We start from the raw sequence: 23,129 nt of genomic DNA on the forward strand, positions 1-23,129 counted from the left end.
CCCGGCGTCTAGGCGAGATCGAAGCTGGAGTTCTCCTGCGTGTACCGACTTGGTTTCATCACCCTTGCCATGGTTGCCGGTCTTTCCGCTTCCAACATCGCCCGCCCCCTTCCGGCCGCTGTCTACCAGCCGCGAGCCAAAGCTGCTTCGGGAACGCCGGGCACACTTTCCGTCATGACCTACAATGTGAAGGGCCTGCCCTTCCCCGCCGCGCTGGGCCGCCCGGCCGCGCTGGAAAAGATCGCGGAGCAGCTTGGAAGCCTCAGGCTGAGCGGCCGCCAACCGGATGTCGTGGCCTTGCAGGAAGCATTCGTCCCCGAAGCCAAGGCGATCGCCGCTCGCGCCGGTTACAAGTGGATCGCGATCGGACCGCAGCCCTCGGAAGCTCTCGGCAAGCCATCGGATCGCTCCGAGAGGCTGGCCTCCGCCAATCTTGCGAACGGCGCGTCGTGGACCAGAGGCGAGACCGAGGGCAAATGGGTGGACAGCGGCCTCGTCATCATGTCGGACTACCCGATTATCGCTGCAAGACGGATGGCCTTTCCCGCGTCCCTCTGCGCGGGTTTCGACTGTCTCGCCTCCAAGGGACTGCTGGTGGCCTGGGTCAGGGTTCCGGGGCAGGCGCAACCCGTCGCGGTTGCGAATACCCATCTCAACTCCCGCCGCGCCTCAGGCGTCTCGGTCGATCGGGCCAACCAGGCCTACAGGCTGCAACTGGCCGCTGCCTTCTCATTTATCCACGCCCAGGTTCCTGCGAGCCAGGCATTGGTTTTCGCCGGGGATTTCAATGTCGGCCACGACCCGGACCGCATCTCCGGAGCGAAAAGCCTGATCGGCGATGCACTGGGCACCGCTGAAGCCTCGTCCCGGCTGCCGGGTTCCGAAACGACCTTGCGGCCGGAACTTGCGGCAATCGTGAAGCGCGGCAAGGACAAGCAATATTACCGTTCCGGCACTGCCACGAAGCTCGCCTTCGGGGCCATGGACGTACCGTTCGGCGCCCATCCCGGGGCCGATGCGCTTTCGGATCACATCGGCTACGTCGTCACTTATTGCTTCCACAGCAACGACTGCAAACAGCGATGAACCCGCAAGGTCGGGGCATCGACCTTCGGGCCGCCCGGGCAAAGTGCCCGAGCGGCCCTGTGAGGGTCAGAACTTCTTGCTGACGCCGAACTGGACGATACGCCCGATGCTGAAGGCGCTTCCCTGCGTGGTATCGAAGCCCAGACCGGCTGCCGAACGGAACTCGGGCGGCGACACATCGAACAGGTTCTGCACGTTCAGGGTGAACGACAGGTCGCTCCCCCAGGCGGACTTGGACTTCACGTCGTACTTGAAGAACAGGTTGATCGCATCGAAGGCCGAAACCCGGGTCTGGCCGAATTCGACCGTGCCCCGCTTGTATCCCGAGGTGTGGTTCCAGATGACCTGCGCGCGCAGCCCGCCGATCCGGGTTCCCAGCGTTCCCTGGATGCGGAACACCGGGGTGTTGAAGGCCAGATCGTCGGCGACAGGCAGCGAAGGCAAGGCGCGCGATTTCTGCGAAAGTCGGTAGTTCCCCGTGACGCTCGCATCGAAGGAAGCGAAGCGGGTATCGAGCACGTAGTTGGCCGAGAAATCGAGGCCGTCGAGCTTCGCGGTGCCCAGGTTCCTTGCACGGGTGTCCAGCGAGACCAGCACGGGCGAGTTCGTACCGCCCGAAGTGATGATCGCCTGACCGGTCGAGGTCGGGTTCGCCACCGTGAAGTTGAAGTTGGCCGGATCGAACTGCGTCAGATAGGCCGCCAGTTCCTGGCCGCTCGGGCGAACCGAATAGAGCTGCGGAAAGTTCGCATAGTAGTCGCTGAGGTCAGCTCCGGTTACCGGCCTCCCGATCGTTCCCGTGAGGTCAATGTTGTAATAGCTCGCGTTCAGCGTCAGCCCCGGCAGGAACGGCGGCTCGATCTCCGCGCCGACAGACCAGTTCGTCGCCTTCTGCGGCTGAATTCCGGGAGCGGTACCCGACACGAACAGCCCGATTTCACCGGGAGCGGCGGTTACGCCGGGCGGCGTGCGCAGGAATGCAGCGGGCACCGTGGCCACGGCAGAGGCCATGACGCCAAGCTGGTCCACCGGCGACGGAGCCGTGAAGGACTTGCCCCAGTTCCCCCGGATCGCGATCCATTCGACCGGGCGCAGGGTTGCGGCGAACTTCGGATTGAAGGTGTCGCCGAAGTCGTTGTACTTGTCGTAACGTGCCGAGGCCGAAAGCGTCAGTTCGTTGATGAACGACATGGCGTTTTCATCGCCGACGATCGGGATCGAAAGCTCGCCGAAGACCGAATCCACCTTCTGGGTGTAGCTCGTCGGGTCCTGCAACAGATACGTCGATGCATTCGTCGACCGCCTGTTGAAGTTGTCCTGCATGTGTTCGTAGCCGGCCGCCGCGCGCAGCGTGCCGCCAGGAAGTTCGAACAGCGGCCCGTTGACGATGGCCCTGTAATCGAACAGTTCGTTCCGGCCGGTGCCTTTGTTGTAGCGAAGCAGGCCCGAAGCCACGCTGGGCGATGTTGCAGCCACATCGTAGGGATTCAGCGTCCCCCCGGCCAGAGCGGCAGACTGTGCCGCCGCGCTGATCTGCGCATTCGAGAACGACGTCGTGGCAAGGCCATAGCTGAACAGCCCGCTGAATTCCCAATCGGAGCCCAGCTCCACCGAGATCGAGGGAGCAACCCGCCATGTTTCGAGGTCGGTATTCTGCGTGGACGAAGCGGTTCCGAACAGCGGGCTGTAGTCATACCGGACGACCTGAGGCAGCCCGTCATTGGCGTCGCCGGTCGGACGGTAGAAGGGAGAGCTTGCCGCGAGCGTGGCCTGACCCGCAGCGCCGGTGCCCAGCGCTCCCGTTCCCAGCGTCCCGCCGATCTGCTCGATCGAACGATTGGCATAAAGCGCGGTCACGTCGAAACGCACCCCGCCCGAGAGGCGCTGGTTGAGACGGGCGAACACGGTGTGCAAAGTCGTGGTCGGATAGATGGCGACAGGGTCGGAGAAATCGCAGGAATTGGGACCGCCGGCGGTGATCCCGCCTCCCGAAGGCACATAGGAGGTCGTTCCGATGGTCACGTTGGGCGCCGCACAGTTGCGGCCGGTCGGCACTCCGGTGTTCCAGTCGACCTGCTTCACCCAGTCCCGGTCGGCGCCAAAGACGCTGTCATGGTGGGAATAGCCGTAGGCCACATAGAAGCCGCCCGAGCCCCAGTCCTTGCCGGCCATCCCGCTCGCCTCGACCGACTGGAAATCGTCACCGATCCCATATCGCGCATCCATCTGGACGCCGTCGAAACGATCGCGCGACACGAAGTTTATCACGCCGCCGAGCGCGTCCGAGCCATAGACGGCAGAACCGCCGTCCGTCATCGCCTCCACGCGCTGGATCACGCCCGGCGCGATGATGTCGGGATCGACGGCAACCTGCTGGATGCCCGCGCCAACAACGCGCTGGCCGTCGAACAGCACGAGCGTCTGGGCGCCGCCGCTGGTGTTCGCGCCGGGAAGGCTACGAAGGTTGGGGCGATTGATCGGGTTGCTTCCATTGGCGCCCGGCTGCTGCGAAACGCCGGCCGGCAGTCCGTTGAAGAAATTGCCGACTTGCGGAATGGAGCTGAGAACCTGGCTCGTCGTGGCAGCGCCGGTGGCCGCGATCTGTTCCGCGCTCATGTCGATGACATTGTTGCCGGCCGGGGCGATGCCGCGGATGAGAGTACCGATCACGACGATCGGTTCACTGGTCACCTGGTCGGCAGCCGACTGGTCCTGCGCGGGCGGCGGCGCGTCGGCCTGGGCCATTGCCGCTGCCGGCATGACAGCGACCGAAGCCGCGCAGAGCGCGAGACGCCCGACCGAACACTTGTAATTGATTGCCAATTCCTCATCCTCCCCTGGTACAATCAAACCCGTCGGCCTTTGCGGCCGATCGAGGCAACGAAACGTCTTGATCGGGACTTGCGGTTGCGCCTCCGCATTTCGGGATGGTCGGGATATCGGCTGCTTCTCAGGCAGCCCCCGGCTTTCCCCCTTCCATTCGCCGCCATGCCCGTGAAGGCCGGCAGCGTGTCCCGTCGTTTTGTGTAACGGTTCATGCGCCAACTTGGCGGCGTTTGGCTTGACCTATCCGGACATCCTCTCGCGCCGGCACAACTCGTCCTTCAATCCGGTGGGCGATTTGCCGAACCAGCGCCGGCAGCTCCGCGAGAAGATGGACTGTTCCGCAAAGCCCAGCTTTTCCGAAATGCCCCGAAAATCGAGGTCCGTCCGCTCCAGGTAGTAACAGGTCAATTCGCGCCGGACGCTGTCCTTTACCTGCTGGAAACCAAGGCCTTCCTCGCGAAGCCGGCGGCGGAGCGTGCGGGCGTGAAGATTGAGCGCATGGGCCACGCTGTCCGTCGAACTGTCTCCCAGGGCGAGCGATCGCAGCACCAGTCCGCGAACTTCCGCATCGACGGGAAGCTGGCGCTTGGGGAAATGCTCCTCAAGGTAGCGCAGCATGTCCCGATAGACATATTCGTCCTGGCTGAGGATGGGGCGTGTCAGGTCTTCGTCGAAGAACACAAGACCGTCGGCCGGCTCCCCGAACAGCACCTCGCAGCCGAAATTCCGGCGATAGGCGGAGCGCGTGGATACCGGTTCGTGGCGGAAGCAAACGCGCCGCGCCCGCGATAGGCCGCCCGTCATTTCCATCGCTTCGAGATGCCCGATCAGCAGGACCTGCTCGATGGCCTGCGCGCGATTTGCCGTGTCGCCAAGCAACAGTTCATGGCCCGCGAAGGTGGCCGAGGGCTCCGCATGGGCGCTGAGCCAGACCCGCACGGCCCGGCTGTGTGCCCCGCTGTGCTCGCAGGCGGACCGCACTGCATCGCCGAACGTTCTGGAATTGCGCATTACGTTGCCGAGAGGGCCGAAAACCGCTCCCCCGCGCTGGCGAAGCGCAAGTCGCATGCCCAGATCCGGGCAATCCAGCCTCCTCGCCGCCGTGTCGAGCAAGCGGATCGCCTGCCGATAAGTCAGCCTTCCGGAACCTTCCGAAAAATCCCGAGGCACAATCTCCACTTCCTCGAGTAGCGCGGGGAGATCGCCTCCCAGTTCGCCGAAAAGCGCCGTGAAGTGCCGCAACAGCGGGGTGTTCAGCCGCTCGAAGTCCGCTTCGCTCACGGCAGCCGTTCAGCTTGGAAGCACGGCTGCACCGGCCGTCATGCGATGGCGCCGCATGCCTTGAGCTCCTCTATCCGGTCCCACGGCAGCCCGATCTCCATCAGCACCAGTTCGGTATGTTCGGAAGCCTGCGGAGCCCGGATCGTGTCGACGGGAGCATGATCGAACTGCACCGGCCCTCGAACGAGCTTGATGGGATCGCCGCCGTCCATGGCCTCGACCTCGAAGAGCATGTCGTTGGCCAGCGCCTGCTCGTCATGCGCGAGGTCCAGCAGGCTCTGGTAGGGCGCCCATTGGCCCGTGTAGGTCTTCAGATGCTCGCGCCAGTAGGCGAACGGCATGGCATTGAACCGGGCGTTGATGATCTCGCCGGCGGCCTCCCAGTTTTCAAGCAGCTTTTCCGCCGTCGAGAAGCGGGGATCGTCCGCGGCTTCCGGCACGCCGACATGTTCGAACAGGCTGCGGATATGCGGGCCCGGAATGAGCGTGCACAAATTGATGGTCCCGCCGTCGGACGTGGCGAAGTTACCCATGAAGGGATTGCCCGGATTGGAACCCGAACGCGGCATTCCGACACGCATCGCCCGCTTGTTCTCAAGCTGGATATCGAGCGCGCTGCCCGCCGACCACCAGGCGGTGGACAGCAGTGAGACGTCGATTTCGCTGGGCTTGCCGGTTCGCTCCCGATGGAACAGCGCACCGGCGATCCCGCCGGCGAGATTCATGCCGCCCGTGGAATCGCCAAAGGCCGGAATGCCCTGGGACAGCGGCCCCTCAAGCTCTCCCGGGCTCATCGACCAGCCCACCCCGCTTCGGGTCCAGAACGCGGTGCCGTCAAAACCGCCGACGTCGCGCTCCGGGCCCTTGTCGCCATAGGCGCTGCCACGGGCGTAGATGATATCGGGATTGGCCGCGCGAATGTGCTCGATATCGATTTTCAGCTTCTGCCGCAGATAGGGCAGATAATTGGTCAGGAAGACGTCGCAGCTTCGGGCCAGTTCGTAGATGACCTCCTGCCCTTCAGGCGTCGAGATGTCGACGCCGACCGAACGCTTGCCCCGATTGGGATGCTCCATCATCGTATGGCGCAGCGGGTTGATCTTCATCCCCCCCATGTTGATGAAGCCGCGCATCGCATCCCCGCGCGTGGGATGTTCGATCTTGATGACATCCGCGCCCCAGTCGGCGAGAATGGCCCCGCCTGCCGGCACGAACGTGTGCTGGGCAACTTCGAGGACGCGAATGCCCTCCATCACTTTAGTCATGCCGGGCATCCTTCCAGATCTAGCGGTCGCGGAGCCCGCGCCAGGGTCAAAAGCAGGAACGCGCCCACCAGTACCGCAGTACCGGCAATCACCAGGAAGGTGCTGTAGCCGCCGGTCCGTGCCAGAATGATGCTCAGCCCCACGGCGCCGATCGCAGCGGAAGCCGACATCGTCGCGGTCATCAGCCCCATGACGGAACCATAGATCCGAATGGGGAAGCACAGCGCCACGAGGAAGGCGATGATGTCGCCCTCGGCACCGAATGCGAAGCCCAGGAAGAAGACCGCCCCCGTCAACACCGCGGGGGCATCAAGGCTTGAGGCGATGATGAACAGTCCAAGGCTCGGCAGGGCAAGGGTAAAGAACGAGATCGCGAACGGATTGAACCGGTCCAGCGCAACACCCGTGATCAGGCGGCCCGCAAGCATCCCGATGGACAGCGCGCTGATCATCACCGACGCCCCGCGACCTGTCACGCCGTTGTCGAGCAGCACGAGCTTGAGCTGCGTCAGCATGATGACCTGGGGAATGTTGCAAAGAAGCATGGCCGCCAGCAGGATCCAGAATGCGGGTGCACGAAAGATCGCCGGATAATCCTCGCGCGCAGGCCGCCGGGGCGCGCGCGCACCTGCCTGCCGGTCCGCTTCCGCGGGAATGAGGAGGAATGTGATCGTGCCCGCCACCACGGCGAAGATCGCCAGCAACTGATAAGCGGCGCGCCACCCGTTCGCCTCGACGTAAGCGTTGAGCAGGGGGCCGCCGATCGCACTCACGAGCGCGGGACCGGATGCCACGATGGCAAGGGCGGCCCCTCTCGCAGCGGAAATGCACTGGACCGGCAACCGGGTATACACGGTCGAGGTCGTGGTAAGGCACACCACGCTGTGGATCAGGAAGATCACGATATAGGTCTGTAGAGAGCCGCCCATCAGGCTGTATGCCAGATACATCAGCGGCAGCGTCACCTGCCCGATAAGCGCCGTCCACCGGACACCGAGAACGTCGGCGATCCGGCCTATGAACGGAAATGCCAGGGAACTGACGATCCCGAGGCTTCCCACCATCGCGAAGTCCGCCTTGCTCCACCCGTTGGCGGCGATCATGCTGGGCGCGATCGCGCTGGTGACGGTCCCCGCCAGCGACATACCCGTGCCCACGCCGACCGTTGCGGCAAGCAACGGTCGCCAATTCGATCTCAACTCCGCAAGATACGTCACCGTGGCTCCTTCCCGTTCGTGCCTGATGGCAATTGTTCTGGTTCCCGGGCAGTCCCCGACCGGCAGTTCGCGCAGGCGGCATCGCCTGTCCATCGCTGCTGCCGGTTCGGGACATTCCAGGCGTGGTTCACGTCACATCCGCAAAGAACCGGCACCTTTGCGAACATATTCCGCACCCGGCATCCCTGCGTTCGAAGGCCCAGGCCGCCATGCCACGAAAGCATCTTGCGCGTTCGAAACCGCCGCGGGCTTTCGCCAATGGCTTTTCGAAAGGCGGTCGAAAACGCGCCGGAATCGGTGAGGCATGATCCGGCCGTCAGCCTGCGCGGACTGCGCTTTCAGGGGGCTGTACCCGCTGTTTTGAGCATCGTGCGATCTAGCCCACATCCCAGCTTACGCGCCCCTGCGGGCAGCGTTCCTCTCACATTTCTCTTGTCTGCGCTGGATAGCCCGATCGCCGGCAGGACGCCAATTTGCGGAGGTCAAATCCGGCCCGGCGATACGCGAGGGGCTCCGTCCGCCCCCCTTGTCAGGTCGGCAGATAGCCGATCCGGCCTGCCCGCTCCTCCTCGTGGAGCGCGGCGAGGTCCAGTTCGAAGGCGATGTCGCCCTCGGGCATCTGGACGCGGGGATTGCCCGTCCAGTAGAGCACCCGGCAGGTCCGCCGGGCGATGCGCCAGCCGTTTTCGGTGCGGACCAGTTCATCGTCGTAGTAGCCGCTGCCGTCCCACACCGGCGGCTGTCCAGCGGCATGACGGATGAGCCGCCACTGGCCATATGTCACTGTAAAAGCTCTATCTTCCTCCACTCGAACGAGGTGATTGCTCATCACATGCTGGGTTGCATCGAACATTTCGTGAAAGGCACCGAAAGCATGCTGAAAGGCACCTAGATCGTTCCAGCACGAACCGGGCCCGTAATCGACCGCACAGTCCGCCGTGAACACCCGCCCGAACAGATCCCAGCGCCGGGTGTCCATGGCGAGGCCGTAGAGATTGAGCACTTCGACGATGTCCTCACGGTCCGCCATGGTCGTCCTCCCGGTCAGAGCGGCAACGATACCGTCGCGGTGCCCTTGAGGATGGTGTTGCCGTCCTGCGTGGTCATCCGCGTCTCGACCGTGACCACCGGCATCCCGAATTCGGAGGTCTCCTGCCTGTCGATCACGGCGGCATCCACGTAAGTCACGTCCCCTTCGAAAGCGGGGCTGCGGAACTGGGTCTTCGAGTGCCAGATATAGCCTTCGTGCCCGGCCCAGTAGGCCACCGTATCGAGGTGCCAGGCATTCATCGACGAGCCGTAGCCATAAGCACCGCCCATGCCGACCTTCTCGGCCTTCTCGGGATTGATGTGCCCGGAGCTGGGCCCGTGGAACAGGCCGTCACCCTGGCGCGGATCGATCTTGCGGGCTTCGAAGTCGTAGCTCATGTCGCCGCCGAAGCCTGCGTCTTCCTGGGCGGGATCGTGCACGCCTTCAGGTGCGTTCCAGCGCCAGGTGCCCCAGATGTTCTGCCGGTGCGCACGGCATTCGAGCGCGAAAGTGACGCGGCTGTGCGGCCCGATCACCCGGCGCGGCAAAGTATCGCCCACCTTGACCGTGCTCCAGCGCGGCGAGATGCCTTCGCGGCCCGACCTGATCCAGTCCAGCCGCACTTTCGCCACTTCGTCCAGTTCCTCCCTTGTCCAGGACCTGGGCGCGCGATTCTCCTTGTCGTAGACTTTCCGCTTGTTCGCCTCCTCCACGAGGTAGCGGATCGAGGTCGCCCGCTCCTTGGCGACGAGCGCGCCGTGCTGGTTGCGGTGGACCGTATCGCCATCGGCGAACATCGTCGGCCCGGCAAAGCCTGTCTCGGCAATGCGATAGCCCGCGAAGCTGCGCTCCTGCACGAGCTTGTCGCCGGGGCGGACGGGATTGCCGTAGAACCACCATTCCTCCCCCGCGAAGATCAGGTGCGATCCCGGAATCCGGCCGACGCAGGAAGGATGGCAGCCGTGGCCGTAGTCCATGGCGACGGTGAAGCTCTGCGGGGCGACGATACCGCCGAAGCGGCTGGCCCGCGCGAAATTCTCGTCCCAGTGCAGGGGATTGGCGTAATCCATCGCCTGCGCCCAGCGGCGGATGTCCGTGGCGTTGCACGGGTCCCAGAACTCGGCGAAAATCACCGGCTTGCCGACCCACCGATCGACATCGCTGGTGTCGAGGAACACATCGCCTTCGGCCATTTCTCTCTCCGATCTCTCGCGGCCTGCCCTTTGCGGCAGTGCCGAACCCGTCCCGTGCGATCTTCACCCGCGACGCGGCGGGCGCCTGTCCGTAGGTGCAGCCGCATCGGCAGTGGACGCAAGGCGCCGCCGCGCCGCGCCCATCAAGTGCGCAGGGGCGATACTTGCGCGCCGACCGCATTCGATCGCACCTTTCCGGCCGCGAATTGCGCTAGCCCTTGGGCCAAACACGAATCAAACCCGCTCGGGAGAGCCTGCTTCATGAAGATCGACAATACCCTCGCCGCAGTCGTCACCGGCGGCGCTTCGGGCCTCGGCCGCGCCAGCGCTCAGGCCCTTGCCGATGCCGGCGTGAAAGTAGCCGTGTTCGACATCAGCGAGGAAGCGGGCGAAGCTTTCGCGGCCGAGATCGGCGGCGTGTTCTGCAAGGTGAACATCCTTGACGAGGAAAGCGTGGAAGCCGGCTTCGCCAGGGCCCGCGCCGCTCACGGGCAGGAACGGATCGTCGTCCACTGCGCCGTCGTGGCCGGCGGCGGCAAGACCGTCTCGTTCGACAAGACCACCGGCGGCTACAAGCGCGCCGCCACCGAGCAGATCGCCAGAACGGCCGAAGGCGTGTTCACTGCCTCCTACCGCGTCGCCTCGATCGCCGCGCTGGGCATGGCCGGCGCCGACCCGCTCAATGACGACGGCGAACGCGGCTGCATCGTGTTCACCTCGTCGGCCGCATCGCAGGACGGGCAGGTCGGGCAAGTCGCCTACGGCGGCGCCAAGGGCGCGGTGAACGCCATGGTCCTGCCGATGGCCCGCGATCTCATGGACCTCGGCATCCGGGTGAACGCCATCCTTCCCGGCACTTTCGCCACGCCGCCGATGCTGCGGGTCAAGGAAATGAACGAGGCGGTCTACGATGGCCTCGGCAAGGCCGTGCCCTTCCCCAAGCGGCTCGGCAATCCCGAGGAATTCGCCTCGCTGGTGATGGAACTGGCCCGCAACACCTATTTCAACGGCCAGTGCATCCGTCTTGACGGCGGCATCCGCATGCCGCCGAAATGACCGCTTCCGCTTGAGAATCGCCGGACAAGCCTCCAGAGCGGCCATCCGGTCGGTAAGGGGGCCCAGCGACAATGCAGAACGTCATCGATTTCGTGATGGAGCTGGACCGGCTCAAGGCCGTCACCCGCAAGGTGAAGCCCATCGGCCTCGACCGTTACGAGAATTCGGCCGAGCATAGCTGGCAGATCGCGCTCTTCGCCGTGGCGCTCGCACCCCATGCCTCGGGAACGCCGGACATCTCGCGGGTCATGGCGATGCTGCTGGTCCACGATATCGGCGAGATCGAGACCGGCGATGTCATGGTGTTCTTCGAGGAAGGCCTGGCGGACCGCAAGGCGGCCGAGCGCGCGGCCATAGACCGGATCTTCGGCATCCTGCCCGATGCCGAGGCGGATTACCTGCGCGGCCTCTGGACCGAGTTCGAGGAAGAACGGACCGCCGAGGCCCGCTTCGCCCATGCCATCGACCGCGCGATGCCCGCCCTGCTCAACTTGCGCAACGAGGGGCAGAGCTGGCGCGAGAACGGGATCAGCCACGAGCGGGTCGTGAAGCGCCTGAAGCCGCAGATCAGCCGCGGCGCGCCCGCGCTGTGGGACTATCTCGAAGCGGAACTGGAGACGGCGCGGGCCAGGGGCTACTTCGGGGCGTGAGGCCGCCCGGCTGCGCGCCACCTTCGCGTTTTCTTCCTTCCCCTCCCGATACCCGCCTTGACAGCGCCGCGCGCGCAGGCCCAATCGACGATCGATGCGACGTCCCGCCGTTAACGCCCTGAAAGCCCTGGTCATCCGCCAGCGGCAGCGCATGCGCGAAAGCGAACTGGCGTTCATCGTGCTGGCCGTTCTGGCCGGGATCGCGGCGGGCTGGCTGACCAACCTGCAAGGGTTCCTCGCCCATGCCCTCCAGCAGCTCTTCTACGGCGTCACCGGCAACCGGCTGAGCGCGATCGGCGAAATCCGCCATCCCTGGCGCCTGCTGGCACTCCCCTTCGGCGGACTCGTGCTGATCGGCATCGGCTATCTGCTGCGCCGCCGCCGCCGCGCGCCGATCGACGTGGTGGAGGCCAATGCCCTGCACAGCGGCCGGATTCCCTTCATCGACAATCTCATCATCTCGGCACAGACGATCATCTCGAACGGCGCCGGGGCATCGGTCGGGCTGGAGGCGGCCTATGCGCAGATGGGCGGCGGCGTGGCCTCGGTGCTGGGCCAGTGGTTCAAGCTGCGCCGCGCCGACATGCGGACGCTGGTGGGCGCGGGCGCGGGCGCGGCCGTGGGCGCCGCCTTCGGCGCACCGCTGGCGGGCGCCTTCTATGCCTTCGAGATCGTGATCGGCACTTATACCCCCGCCGCCATCGCCCCGGTCATCGCCGCCGCCCTCGGCGCCGCGTTCATCACGCGCCAGCTCGGCGTGGAACCCTACCTGATCGCCGCATCGAGCACGCATGAGCTGACCACCGGGGACTATTTCATCTATGCCGTGCTCGGGCTGGTCTGCGCCCTGGTGGGCATCCTCGTCATGCGGCTGGTGACGTTTACCGAGCTTCACGTCCAGCGCTTCACCCGCTTCACGCGCTGGAAACCGCTGGTCGGCGGACTGCTGCTGATGCCGCTCGCATGGGTATCGCCGCAATCGCTTTCGGCGGGGCACGGGGCGATGCATCTCAATCTCGTGATGCAGCCGGCGATCCAGTTCCTGCTCGTGGTTCTCGCGCTCAAGATCGCCGCCTCGGTGATCTCGCTCAGCTTCGGCTTTCGCGGCGGCCTGTTCTTCGCCTCGCTGTTCCTGGGATCGCTGGTCGGCCTGATCTTCGCCGCCGCCGTGCAGATGCTGCCGCTGGGCATCGAGCTGGACCCCACCCAAGCCGCCCTCGTCGGCATGAGCGCGCTGGCCGTCTCCATCGTCGGCGGCCCGATGACGCTGGCGATGCTCATGCTGGAAACCACGCACGACTTCGCGCTGATGGGCGTGGTGCTGACCGCCTCGCTCGTATCCAGCGCCTTCACGCGCGAGATGTTCGGCTATTCGTTCTCCACCTGGCGCCTGCACATTCGCGGCTCGATCATCCGTTCCCCGCGCGATATCGGCTGGATGCTCAGCCTCACCGCCGGGCGCATCATGCGCAAGGACTGGATCTCGGTGCCCGCAACCCTTTCCATCGCCGATTTCCGCGCCCGCGTGCCGCTCGGCTCGGCCAGCAAGGCGATCCTGCTGGACGAGGAGGAACACTACGCCGGGATCGTCACCACCTCCGCCGCCTACAACCCCGAACTGGCGCAGGACAGCGCGGTGGGCGGGCTGGCGACGCTGAAGGGCACCACGCTTTCCCCCACCACCGACATCCGCGCGATGATCAAGGCCTTCGACGTGGCCGTGGCCGACGAACTGGCGGTGGTGGACGGTATCGGCAATGTCGTTGGCGTCGTGACCGAACGCCACGCGCGCCGCCGCTACTTCGAGGAGATCGAGGCCTCGCAGCGGGAACTGTTCGGCGAAAGCTGAAGCGGGAGGAATGCAGGGGCCATCGCCCCCGCACCCCCGGAACCTGCTCCTAGTCCTTCGCCACCGGCAGCCACACGGCGCTGGCCGCATCGCCGCCATAAGTCACCGTCTCGGTCGCCTTCACATAGTCGCTCGCCCTGGCCTCCATGATCGAGGGCACCCAGGACTGCGGATTGCGGTCATAGAGCGGGAACAGGCTGGACTGCACCTGCACCATGATCCGGTGGCCCGGCAGGAACACGTGATCGACGTTCGGCAACGACCACTGGAAGGTATAGCCCTTGCCCGGCTCCAGCGGCTGCGGCTTGTCGAAGCCGTGGACGTAGCGGCCGCGGAAGATCTCGATGCCGATGCCGAGCTGGTAGCCCGCCAGTTCCGGATTGGCCGAGTTTTCCTGCGGATAGACGTCGATCAGCTTGACCACATAGTCGCTGTCCCGCCCGCTGGTGGAGGCGTGCAGCTCCACCTTGGGCGCTCCCTTGATGTGGACCGCCTTGTCCAGCGTGCCGGTGGTATAGCTCAGCACGTCCGGGCGGCCGTCAACGAAGCGCTGGTCGTGGACGAGCCAGGTCTTCCACTCCTCGCCCTGCATGTGCACCGGGCGCGGCAGCATCGGCACCGGCTTGGCGGGGTCGGAGACGTAGCTGTCGCTGCCCGCCGCCGGCTTGCTCCATGAGAGGCCGTAGTTCCCCGCAAGGTAGAGCGGCGTGTAATCGCCCGCCGGCCACTTCTGCGACACTTCCCAGCCGCCCTTGTCGCCCTTGGCGCCGGTGGCATAGGTGATCACCGGCGGCGTGTTGCAGGCCGGTGCCACGGTTTTCAGGTGACAGTCGAGGAAGGGCTTCATGTAGCGCTGGCGGAACTGGCCGCCGGTATCGCCTTCCCACTTGAGCGGACCAAGCTCACGCGCTTCGTAGTTGACCTGGGAGTGGCGCCAGGGGCCGATGGCAAGGCTCACCATGTCGTCCGGCGTGCCGTTCGCCTTGAGCGCCTGGTAGACCGCCGGGGCGCCGTAGCTGTCCTCCTGGTCCCACTGTCCCACCACGAGCATGGTCGGCACCGTCAGCTTGCGCGCGCCGAGCAGCTTGTCCACCGCCTGCCCCTGCCACCAGGCATCGTAGCCGGGATGCTCCAGCACCTTGCGCACCACCGGCAGGTCGATGAGGCCGTATGCCTTGGCATATTCCATGGCCGAACCGGCATCGAGATAGGCCTGGTACTCGTCCCCCGTGCCCTTGGGCACCGCGCCGCCGCCCTTCTTGACCGTCTGGCCAAGGTCGTAGTCGAACCCGAACATGCGGAAGGCGCCGTTGTGGAACCAGTCGTCGCCCATCCAGCCGTCCACCATCGGGCTCTGCGGCACGGCGGCCTTGAGCGCGGGGTGCGGATCGATCAGCGCCATGAGCGAGGTGAAGCCGAGATAGGACGAGCCGGTGATGCCGACCTTGCCGTTGCTCTCCTTCACGTTCTTCACCAGCCAGTCGATGGTGTCGTAAGCGTCGGTGGCGTGATCGACCTTTGTCTTGTTGAGCGGGCCTCGCAGCGGCCGGTTCATCACGTAGTCGCCTTCGGAACCGTCAAGCCCGCGCACGTCCTGATAGACCCGGATGTAACCGTCGTTGACGAAATCCGCGTCCATGACGGGCAGGATTTCCTCGATCTTCTGGCTGCGGTTGCGGCTGGTCATGCCGCCGGCGTTGTAGGGCGTGCGGCTGAGCAGGATCGGACCGTCCTTCGTGCCCTTGCGCATGACGATGACGGTGAAGAGCTTCTTGCCGTCCCGCATGGGAATCATCACCTCGCGGCGGATGTAGTCCGCCTGCGGGCGTACCCAGTCGTACGATTCGACCTGCTCGTTCATCATGGTGTCGGTGGGCGCGCGGGCGCTGTCCTGTGCGGAAAGCTGGGCGGCGGCGAGTGCAAGCGGCGCGGCTGCAAGGCACGCGGCGATCCGAAGGCTTTTTGTCATGGGCCCGATTGGTGGCCCGTGCATTTCCGGCGGTCAAGCGTGAAGACGAGCGGCCGCGCGAAACAGCAGCGCCGGGCCTGCCCTGCCCCCGCCTTGCGCGCCCGGCCGCGAGGTGCAGGCGCGCGCGCGACAGTTTCGGCAAGAACTGCAACAGCCCATGAAACAAGGCTATCCAATTGAATTAAAAAACGAATTTTCATCCGGCAATAGTCTTGCCTTGCCGAAAATACCGGACATTATGAGGTGTAATCACGGGGGTTGATGTGCGTTTTCCGATTTCGGTATTTCTGGCGTCCGCGCTTGTCTGCGGCCCGGCTTTCGCTCGCGACGATCAGGTCCAGCGCGGCCCCGTTCCTCGCTGGGTTTCACCCTCCGAAGACCTGCCCGTGCCGGAAAACGCCACCGGCGCCGTCTTCGTGCGCCATCAGGATACCCTGATCCATCTCGATAAGCAGGGGCAGGCGCAATACACCGGCTATCGCATCAGGATCCTGCACCCCAGCGCCCTGCAACTCGGCAACCTGTCCATCGCCTGGAACCCGGCGGCGGGCGCGCCCACCGTGCACGCCATCCGGATCCACCGCGATGGCGAAGTCATCGACGTGCTGAAAACCGCCGCGTTCGAGATCCTGCGCCGGGAAGACCAGCTCGAAGCGGCCAAGCTGGACGGCACCCTGACCGCGGTGCTGCGCATCGCCGACTTGCGCGTGGGCGATGAACTGGAAGTCGCCCTCACCATCCGCACGACCGATCCCACGCTGGGCGCCAGCGACGCGGGAATGCTGCTGATCGCGCCCAGCCCGGTGCCGGGCCGCTTCCTGCTGGGCCTCAGCTGGGAAGACCGGGCAGAACCGCAACTGCGCATGACGCCCGACATGAACGCCTTCGCCCGCAAGAGCGAACACGCGCTCGAAGTCCGGCTGGACAATCCGGCCACCATCGTCCCGCCCAAGGATGCTCCGGCCCGCTATCTCTGGCAGCGTGTGGTCGAATATAGCGACTTTGCCGATTGGGCAGGAATTTCAAGGCGTTTCGCGCCGTTTTACACAAAGGCCGCGAAGCTGCCCGATGCTTCGCCGCTCCGGCGCGAGGCGAGCCGCATCGCCGCAGCCCACGCGCTGCCGCTGGACCGCGCAAGCGCGGCGCTGAAGCTGGTGCAGCAGGACGTGCGCTATATCTACGTCGGCCTCGGCAACGGGAACCTCGTGCCCGCCACCGCGGACGAGACCTGGCAGCGCCGCTATGGCGACTGCAAGGGCAAGACAGCGCTGCTGCTGGCGCTCCTGGGCCAGTTGGGCATCCAGGCGGAAGCCGTGCTGGTCAACACCGGCGGCGGGGACGACGGGTTCGACCAGCGGCTGCCGAGCCCGCGCCTGTTCGATCACGTCATCGTGCGCGCGCATATAGACGGCGCGGTCTACTGGCTGGACGGCACGCTGCCGCCGGTGGTGCCGCCCTCCACCACGCCGATCATGCCTTACCAGTGGGTGCTGCCGCTTACGGAACAGGGCAGCTCGATCGAGCAGCTCGCGTGGCAGCCCGCCCAAAGGCCCGACCAGATCACCCTTTACGAGATCGACGCAAGGGCCGGTTTCGATGAACCCGCCCGGATCACCAACACCACGATCACCCGCGGGATCGAGGGCCTGCAGCAGGAAATGCAGCTTTCCGGCCTCGCGCACGACCAGATGCTCGGCAGCTTCCGCCAGCAACTGGTCGGCAGCACCTGGCAGGCGATCGAGGATGTCCAGTGGCGCCACGACCAGAAGGCGCAGGCCAGCGTGCTGACCATCAGCGGCACCGGTTCGGTGGACTGGGATGACGACGGGGACGGATCAAGGTCGCTCGCCCTGCCTGGAGGCGGCTTCAGCCCGCCCGAACGGCGCACGCGCTCGGCCGATCAGGATCAGGAACTGCCTTACGCCAACAAGCCCGAATTCGACTGCCGGGTAACGACCGTTCGGCTGCCGTCCACGGCCCGTCCGGCGGGATGGACGTTCAAGAAGGGCTATGACACGCAGCTGTTCGGCCGGACCTATTACCGCGCCTTCGAACAGCGTGACGGCGCCATTCGCATGATCCGCGGCTCACGCGTGGAGCAGAAGGAAATCGACGCGGCGACCGCGAAGAAGGACAATGCGCGCATCGCCGCCTTCGACAACAGCATGGCGTGGATCTTCTATAACCCCGAAACATCGCGAACCGTGGAAAGCGGCACGAAGAACGTGCCCGCCACTTACGAGATAGACTGGACGGCTGACAGCGTTCCCTGCCTGGCCCACGCATCCGCCGATGCGAAAGCGGCAGCCGCAGCCCCGAAGTAACGGCCTGCGGACAAGCAAAAGGGCAGGAGAGCCCCGGCTCCCCTGCCCTTTCGATCTTGTCCTGAGCGGCTGCCTTACGCCGCCTGCTTCTGCCGTTCGGTCGCTTCGAGGTTGAGCAGGTCCGCCAGCTCGAACGCGAGTTCGATCGACTGCGCACCGTTGAGGCGCGGGTCGCAGTGGGTGTGATAACGGTCCTTCAGCGCCTCGTCGGTGATGGCGATGGCGCCGCCGGTGCATTCGGTCACGTCCTGGCCGGTCATCTCGATATGGATGCCGCCCGCATGGGTGCCCTCGGCACGGTGAACGGCGAAGAAGCCGCGCACTTCGGCCAGGATGCGGTCGAACGGGCGGGTCTTGAAGCCGCTGTCGGCCTTGATGACGTTGCCGTGCATCGGATCGCACGACCACACCACCGGATGACCTTCCGCCTTCACCGCGCGCACCAGCTTGGGCAGGCCGGCCTCTACCTTGTCATAGCCGTAACGGCTGATGAGGGTCATGCGGCCGGGTTCACGCGCCGGGTTCAGCGTGTCGAGCATGCGCAGCAGCGCGTCGGGCTCGAGGCTGGGGCCGCACTTCATGCCGATCGGATTGCCGACGCCGCGCAGATACTCGACATGGGCCGATCCTTCGAAGCGGGTACGGTCGCCGATCCACAGCATGTGGGCCGAGCAGTCGTACCAGTCGCCGGTCAGCGAATCGCGCCGGGTCAGCGCTTCCTCGTAAGGAAGCAGCAGCGCCTCGTGGCTGGTGTAGAAATCGGTGCCCTGAAGCTGCGGAACCGAGGTCGGGTCCACGCCGCAGGCGGCCATGAAGTCCAGCGCTTCGCTGATGCGGTCGGCCATCTGCGAGAAACGCTCGCCCCAGGGGCTGCGGCCGATGTGCTCCATGGTCCACTGGTGGACCTGGCGCAGGTTCGCATAGCCGCCATGCGCGAAAGCGCGCAGCAGGTTGAGCGTGGCGGACGACTGGCCATAGGCCTTGAGCATCCGTTCGGGATCGTTGCGGCGGGTTTCCGGCTCGAACTCGATGCCGTTGATGATGTCGCCGAAGTAGCTGGGCAGTTCCAGTCCGCCGATCGTCTCGGTCGGCGCCGAACGCGGCTTGGCGAACTGGCCCGCCATGCGGCCCAGCTTCACCACCGGCTGCTTGCTGGCGAAAGTCAGCACCACCGCCATCTGGAGAAGCACGCGGAACGTGTCGCGGATATTGTCGGCGCTGAACTCGGCGAAGCTTTCCGCACAGTCTCCGCCCTGAAGCAGGAAACCGCGACCGGCAGCCACTTCGGCCAGGTCCTTCTTGAGTTCGCGCGCCTCGCCCGCAAAGACCAGCGGCGGAAACTTCGCAAGCGTGGCCTCTACCTCGCCCAGCTTCTCCGCATCGCCATATACCGGAAGATGGCGGGCTTCCTTAGCCTTCCAGCTTTCCGGGGTCCAATTGCTAGCCACGTCACGTACTCCTGGCGGTTCCTTTGCCTTCTCTCCCCGCGCCGAATGCATGGGGCCAAACCGGCAAGAACCGCAAACAAGAGGCGCGCCATAGCCTCCCCCGGTAATTTTTGCAAAGCCGGTTTAGGCGATCACGGTGATCGATTGCGCCACAGCGCCCCGGCGTAACGGAACAATGTTACAGGCGGCAGGATTGCCCGCGTAACTTGCGAACAATCCCGCCCTGCTTTTCCTACTTTACCGCGACCGTTCCCGAGCTCTTGCCTTCCGGCATGACCTCAAGCCGCCACGAGTTGTTCTTGCCGAGGTAGCGGGCGGCAAGCGCCTGCATCTGCTGCGGCGTGGTGGCGGTATAGTCGTAGAGGATCGTGCGGACCGTGCCGATCCGCGAGGGATCGTAAGTCGCACCTTCGAGCTGGCCCATGAAGAACGAGGTGCTCGAAGCCGCGCGCGTCACCTGCTGGCGCATCGGTTCGGTGACCAGCGCCAGTTCCTGCGCGGTGGGCGGATTGTTGATGAGGTCCTGGGCGATCTCGTCCGCGGTCTGGAAGAACACCGTCGCCGACTTGGGATCGAGCTGCGCCATGGCCGTGATCGAACCGCCCGCCGCCATGTCCACCGGCCACTGCGAATAGACGTAAGGCGCATAGGCCACGCCCAGCTTCTCGCGCACGGCATCGAGCAGGCGGTTGGTGAAGAGCTGCGTCAGGATTTCGAGCTGGCGCGATTCGCGAATGCCCATGGCGCCGCCGCCGGTAGGCCACGAGATCACCGCCGCCGCCTGGTCCGGGTCGCCGTGGTGATGCAGCACCACCGGCACGTCCGAAGGCTTGGGCACCGAGACTTCGGCGAGATTGGCCGTCGACGGCGCGGGCGTACGGGCCTTGAGCGCGCCGAACGTCTTCTCCAGCGCGGTGATGGTGGAGGCCTTGTCGAAGTCACCATAGATCTGCACTTCGACCGGGCCGCTCGCCAGTGCCTTGCTCCAGACCTTCCTGAAGCCGGCCGCCGTTGTCTTCTCGATCTCGCCCGGCGTGGGCGTCGCGAAGCGGGCGTCCTTGCCGCGCTGGTAGAATTCCAGATCGCGGTTCAGCACGCCCTGCGGCGAAGTGGAATAAGTTGCATACTGGATCTTCGCCGCAGCCTTGGCGCGAACGAGCGGCTGCGGGTCCCAGCGCGGCAGGTCGAGCTTGGCAGCGAAGAGATAGAGCTGGTCGGCCAGGTCCTGCGGGCGGGTTTCCGCCTGGAACTGGAAGCTGGCGTCCTGCACCTCGAAATCGAAGCCCAGCTTGCGCCCGGTCGAGATGCGGTCGAGGTCTTCCTGGCCCAGCGTGGCAAGGCCAGAGCCGACGAGCGCGAATTCGCCAAGCGCGATATAGGGGGCATCCTGCGGCGCGATCGACCGCTTGCCGCCGCCGAACCGGACCTTCACGGTGACACGCCCCGGCTCTTCCTGAACCGGCCAGAGCAGCGCCTTCACTCCGTTCGCGAAAGTGAGCTGCTCGATGTCGAGCAGGCCGGTAGGCGCCTGTGCGGTCGCCTTGTGGGGCGCGCCGATGGCGGGCAGCTTCTCGAACGACACCGGCTTCTCGTTGACCGCGGTGCGGATCGAGGCGTCGGGCCGGATCGGCTGGAGCAGCGCGGTGCGCAGCCCATCGTCAGTGGCGCCGCCCTGCTTCTGCGTGGTGAAGATCGCCCGCGTCACCGAGCCGCTGAAGAGCTGCTGCGTATGCTTCAGCACGTCTGCCGGCGTGAACAGCGGCTTCGATTCGCGGAAGATGCGCAGCACGTCGTTCGGCGCCGCCACGGTTTCGCGAATGTCCAGCGCGTTGACCATGTCGTCCGCCAGCTTCGAACCGGGCAGGATGCGCTGCTGTTCGACCGGGACCTGGAACGCAACGTCGAGTTCGGCGACCTCGCGGTCGATCTCGGCCTGCGTCGGCGGCTTGGTCATCGCATCGGCGATCACCCCGCGCACGTCGCGCAGCGCCGCCTGCCAGTCCTCGCCCAGCGGCGTGACCGAGACGAACGTGGCGTCCGCCGAGCGCGAGACGTCGTCCTGGTTGACCGAGGCCGACAGGAAGCTGCCACCCGCGCGGGCCTTGGATTCCAGGCGGCGGTTGATGATGGCCTGCGCGATCGAATCGACCATCAAGCCCTGGTTGTAGACCACGTTGTCCGTCACCTGCCGCCAGGGGCGCAGGATCGCATACATCAGCGAAGGCGGCAGATCGGGCTCGATCAGGACCTTGGTCTCGCCCACCGGGTTCTTCGGATCGGCCCCTGCGGGCGCCGCCGGATCGCCGAAGCTGGGCGCGGCGCTCAGCTTGCCGGTCGCCTTCCAGTCGGCGAACCACTTCTTCACGTAGCCTTCCAGCGTCGCCGGATCGGCATCGCCTGCAACGATCACGGCGACGTTGTCCGGGCGATACCAGCGCGAGTAGAAGGCACGCACCGAATCCGGGGTTGCCGAAGTCAGCGTTTCGACAGTGCCGATCGGCTCACGCGCCGAAAGCGGCTGCCCGGCGTAGAGCGTCTTCTGCATGGCGTCCTGAACGCGCTTGGCGGCGCCGCCGCGCTCGCGCATCTCGGCCAGCACGATCGGCAGGTCGGACTTGAGGTTGGAGGCCGAAAGCGTGGGCGCGGTCACCATGCCGCTCATCAGCTTGAAGGTCTCGTCCAGCGAAGTGGGCGTGGCATTGGGCAGATCGAGCTTGAACACGGTCTGCGTGGTGGAGGTCACCGCATTGGTATCACTGCCGAAAGTCGCGCCGAGGCGCTGGAAGGCGGCAATCGCCGTCCCCTCGGGAATGTACTTCGACTGGCGGAACAGCATGTGCTCCAGCAAGTGCGCGTAGCCGCGCTCCGAATCGGTCTCGTAAAGCGAGCCGGCATCGACGCGGATACGGATCGAGACCTGCCCCGGCGGCACCCCGTTGCGGCGCACCGCATACTTCAGCCCGTTGGAAAGCTCCCCGAAATGCCATTCGGGATCGCGGGGAATGTCGCTGCCGCGATAGAGCCACGGATCGCTGTCGCCCGGCAGGGTTTCCGGCGCGGGCGCGGCAGCGCCGGGCACTTGCGCAAGAACGGACTGAACCGGGAGGGGAGCCAGCAGGAGCAGGCAGGCGAGCGAGCGGGCGGCGCGCGAAGATTTCGTCATCGGGAGGGGTATAGGTTCCGGTTCGATTAAGGGCCAGTGAATAGCGCGAGACTGTTCCCCGGCCCCGCAGGGGTGCAAAGTAGCGGCCTAGAAAGCGCCAAGTCGCAGCGTTGTTCCCGCCTCATTCAAAGTCAATTGCTGCTTGTGGACTTGACCCTCTGCCAGCAACACCTAAATCGCGTGCATCATGTATATCGAAACCGAAGCCACGCCCAATCCCGCCACGCTCAAGTTCCTGCCCGGCCGGCAGGTCATGGCGGCAGGCACCCGCGAGTTCACCTCGCCCGAGGACGCGGAAGTCTCGCCGCTGGCGCAGGCCCTGTTCGACCTTGGCGACGTGACCGGCGTGTTCTTCGGCCAGGGCTTCGTTTCGGTCACGGCAGCGCCGGGCTCGGAATGGTCTGATCTCAAGCCGCAGGTCGTCTCGATCCTGCTCGATCATTTCGTGTCGGAAGCCCCGCTGTTCGCGGGCGGCAACGCCAGCGGCTTCTCGGTCCCCGCCGAGGACGAGGCTGACTATGGCGACGATCCCGCCGATGCCGACATCGTCGAGCAGATCAAGGAACTGATCGAGACCCGCGTGCGCCCGGCCGTGGCCAACGACGGCGGCGACATCGTCTATCGCGGCTACCGCGATGGCGTGGTCTATCTCGCCATGCAGGGCGCCTGCTCGGGCTGCCCTTCGTCCAGCGCCACGCTCAAGCACGGGATCGAGAGCCTGCTCAAGCACTACGTTCCCGAAGTCACCGAAGTCCGCGCCGCCTGAACCCAA

At 65.4% G+C, this 23,129-nt stretch carries 15 protein-coding genes; 6 read left to right on the plus strand and 9 right to left on the minus strand.

Going from position 1 to position 23,129, the window contains the following annotated elements; translation table 11 throughout:
- The first annotated feature begins 39 nt into the window (after window positions 1-39).
- Window positions 40-1,086, plus strand: coding sequence for an endonuclease/exonuclease/phosphatase family protein (locus U9J33_RS13790; protein WP_324696068.1), 1,047 nt, complete (start codon window positions 40-42; stop codon window positions 1,084-1,086).
- A 66-nt stretch (window positions 1,087-1,152) separates the two neighbouring features.
- Here U9J33_RS13790 and U9J33_RS13795 read toward each other — a convergent pair whose 3' ends face one another.
- The 6 genes from U9J33_RS13795 to U9J33_RS13820 form a co-directional block, all read right to left on the minus strand.
- The gene (locus tag U9J33_RS13795) at window positions 1,153-3,909 is read right to left on the minus strand and encodes a TonB-dependent receptor domain-containing protein (RefSeq protein WP_324696070.1); all 2,757 of its coding nucleotides are present in this window, start codon (window positions 3,907-3,909) and stop codon (window positions 1,153-1,155) included.
- A 243-nt stretch (window positions 3,910-4,152) separates the two neighbouring features.
- A complete protein-coding gene (locus tag U9J33_RS13800) occupies window positions 4,153-5,193 on the minus strand; it encodes an AraC family transcriptional regulator (protein ID WP_324696072.1) in 1,041 nt (346 codons plus the stop codon).
- A 38-nt stretch (window positions 5,194-5,231) separates the two neighbouring features.
- Window positions 5,232-6,458, minus strand: coding sequence for a CaiB/BaiF CoA-transferase family protein (locus U9J33_RS13805; RefSeq protein ID WP_324696074.1), 1,227 nt, complete (start codon window positions 6,456-6,458; stop codon window positions 5,232-5,234).
- Complete coding sequence (locus U9J33_RS13810) at window positions 6,455-7,615, minus strand: MFS transporter (protein WP_324696076.1); 1,161 nt, start codon at window positions 7,613-7,615, stop codon at window positions 6,455-6,457. Before U9J33_RS13810 ends, U9J33_RS13805 begins: the two co-directional genes overlap by 4 nt.
- Window positions 7,616-8,204: 589 nt before the next feature.
- Entirely contained in the window at window positions 8,205-8,705 is a 501-nt protein-coding gene (locus U9J33_RS13815) for a nuclear transport factor 2 family protein (RefSeq protein WP_324696078.1), read from the minus strand.
- 14 nt (window positions 8,706-8,719) lie between these two features.
- Window positions 8,720-9,898, minus strand: coding sequence for an FAS1-like dehydratase domain-containing protein (locus U9J33_RS13820; RefSeq protein WP_324696080.1), 1,179 nt, complete (start codon window positions 9,896-9,898; stop codon window positions 8,720-8,722).
- A 261-nt stretch (window positions 9,899-10,159) separates the two neighbouring features.
- On the opposite strand from U9J33_RS13820, the gene U9J33_RS13825 reads away from it, so the two are divergent.
- The 3 genes from U9J33_RS13825 to U9J33_RS13835 all read left to right on the plus strand — a co-directional run bounded on the left by U9J33_RS13825 (window position 10,160) and on the right by U9J33_RS13835 (window position 13,453).
- The gene (locus tag U9J33_RS13825) at window positions 10,160-10,954 is read left to right on the plus strand and encodes an SDR family oxidoreductase (protein ID WP_324696083.1); all 795 of its coding nucleotides are present in this window, start codon (window positions 10,160-10,162) and stop codon (window positions 10,952-10,954) included.
- A 71-nt stretch (window positions 10,955-11,025) separates the two neighbouring features.
- The gene (locus U9J33_RS13830) at window positions 11,026-11,604 is read left to right on the plus strand and encodes an HD domain-containing protein (protein ID WP_185997002.1); all 579 of its coding nucleotides are present in this window, start codon (window positions 11,026-11,028) and stop codon (window positions 11,602-11,604) included.
- A 94-nt stretch (window positions 11,605-11,698) separates the two neighbouring features.
- Window positions 11,699-13,453 carry a chloride channel protein gene (locus tag U9J33_RS13835; RefSeq protein WP_054440515.1) on the plus strand — a complete coding sequence of 585 codons (1,755 nt, stop codon included), beginning with the start codon at window positions 11,699-11,701 and terminating at the stop codon, window positions 13,451-13,453.
- Between the two features lie 49 nt (window positions 13,454-13,502).
- Here the strand turns inward: U9J33_RS13835 and U9J33_RS13840 are convergent, their stop codons facing one another.
- The gene (locus U9J33_RS13840; protein ID WP_324696087.1) at window positions 13,503-15,422 is read right to left on the minus strand and encodes a CocE/NonD family hydrolase; all 1,920 of its coding nucleotides are present in this window, start codon (window positions 15,420-15,422) and stop codon (window positions 13,503-13,505) included.
- 263 nt (window positions 15,423-15,685) lie between these two features.
- Here U9J33_RS13840 and U9J33_RS13845 point away from each other — a divergent pair, with 263 nt between their 5' ends.
- The gene (locus tag U9J33_RS13845) at window positions 15,686-17,746 is read left to right on the plus strand and encodes a DUF3857 domain-containing protein (protein ID WP_324696089.1); all 2,061 of its coding nucleotides are present in this window, start codon (window positions 15,686-15,688) and stop codon (window positions 17,744-17,746) included.
- 74 nt (window positions 17,747-17,820) lie between these two features.
- Here U9J33_RS13845 and U9J33_RS13850 read toward each other — a convergent pair whose 3' ends face one another.
- Both U9J33_RS13850 and U9J33_RS13855 read right to left on the minus strand, forming a co-directional pair.
- Window positions 17,821-19,194, minus strand: a complete 1,374-nt coding sequence (locus tag U9J33_RS13850) for a class II 3-deoxy-7-phosphoheptulonate synthase (RefSeq protein WP_054440681.1) — start codon at window positions 19,192-19,194, stop codon at window positions 17,821-17,823.
- Between the two features lie 232 nt (window positions 19,195-19,426).
- Window positions 19,427-22,357, minus strand: coding sequence for a M16 family metallopeptidase (locus U9J33_RS13855; RefSeq protein ID WP_185997000.1), 2,931 nt, complete (start codon window positions 22,355-22,357; stop codon window positions 19,427-19,429).
- Between the two features lie 187 nt (window positions 22,358-22,544).
- On the opposite strand from U9J33_RS13855, the gene U9J33_RS13860 reads away from it, so the two are divergent.
- Complete coding sequence (locus tag U9J33_RS13860; RefSeq protein WP_054440521.1) at window positions 22,545-23,123, plus strand: NifU family protein; 579 nt, start codon at window positions 22,545-22,547, stop codon at window positions 23,121-23,123.
- The last annotated feature ends 6 nt before the right edge of the window (window positions 23,124-23,129 follow it).

The sequence above is a fragment of the Novosphingobium sp. RL4 genome, from assembly GCF_035658495.1.
Classification (GTDB): Bacteria; Pseudomonadota; Alphaproteobacteria; order Sphingomonadales; family Sphingomonadaceae; genus Novosphingobium.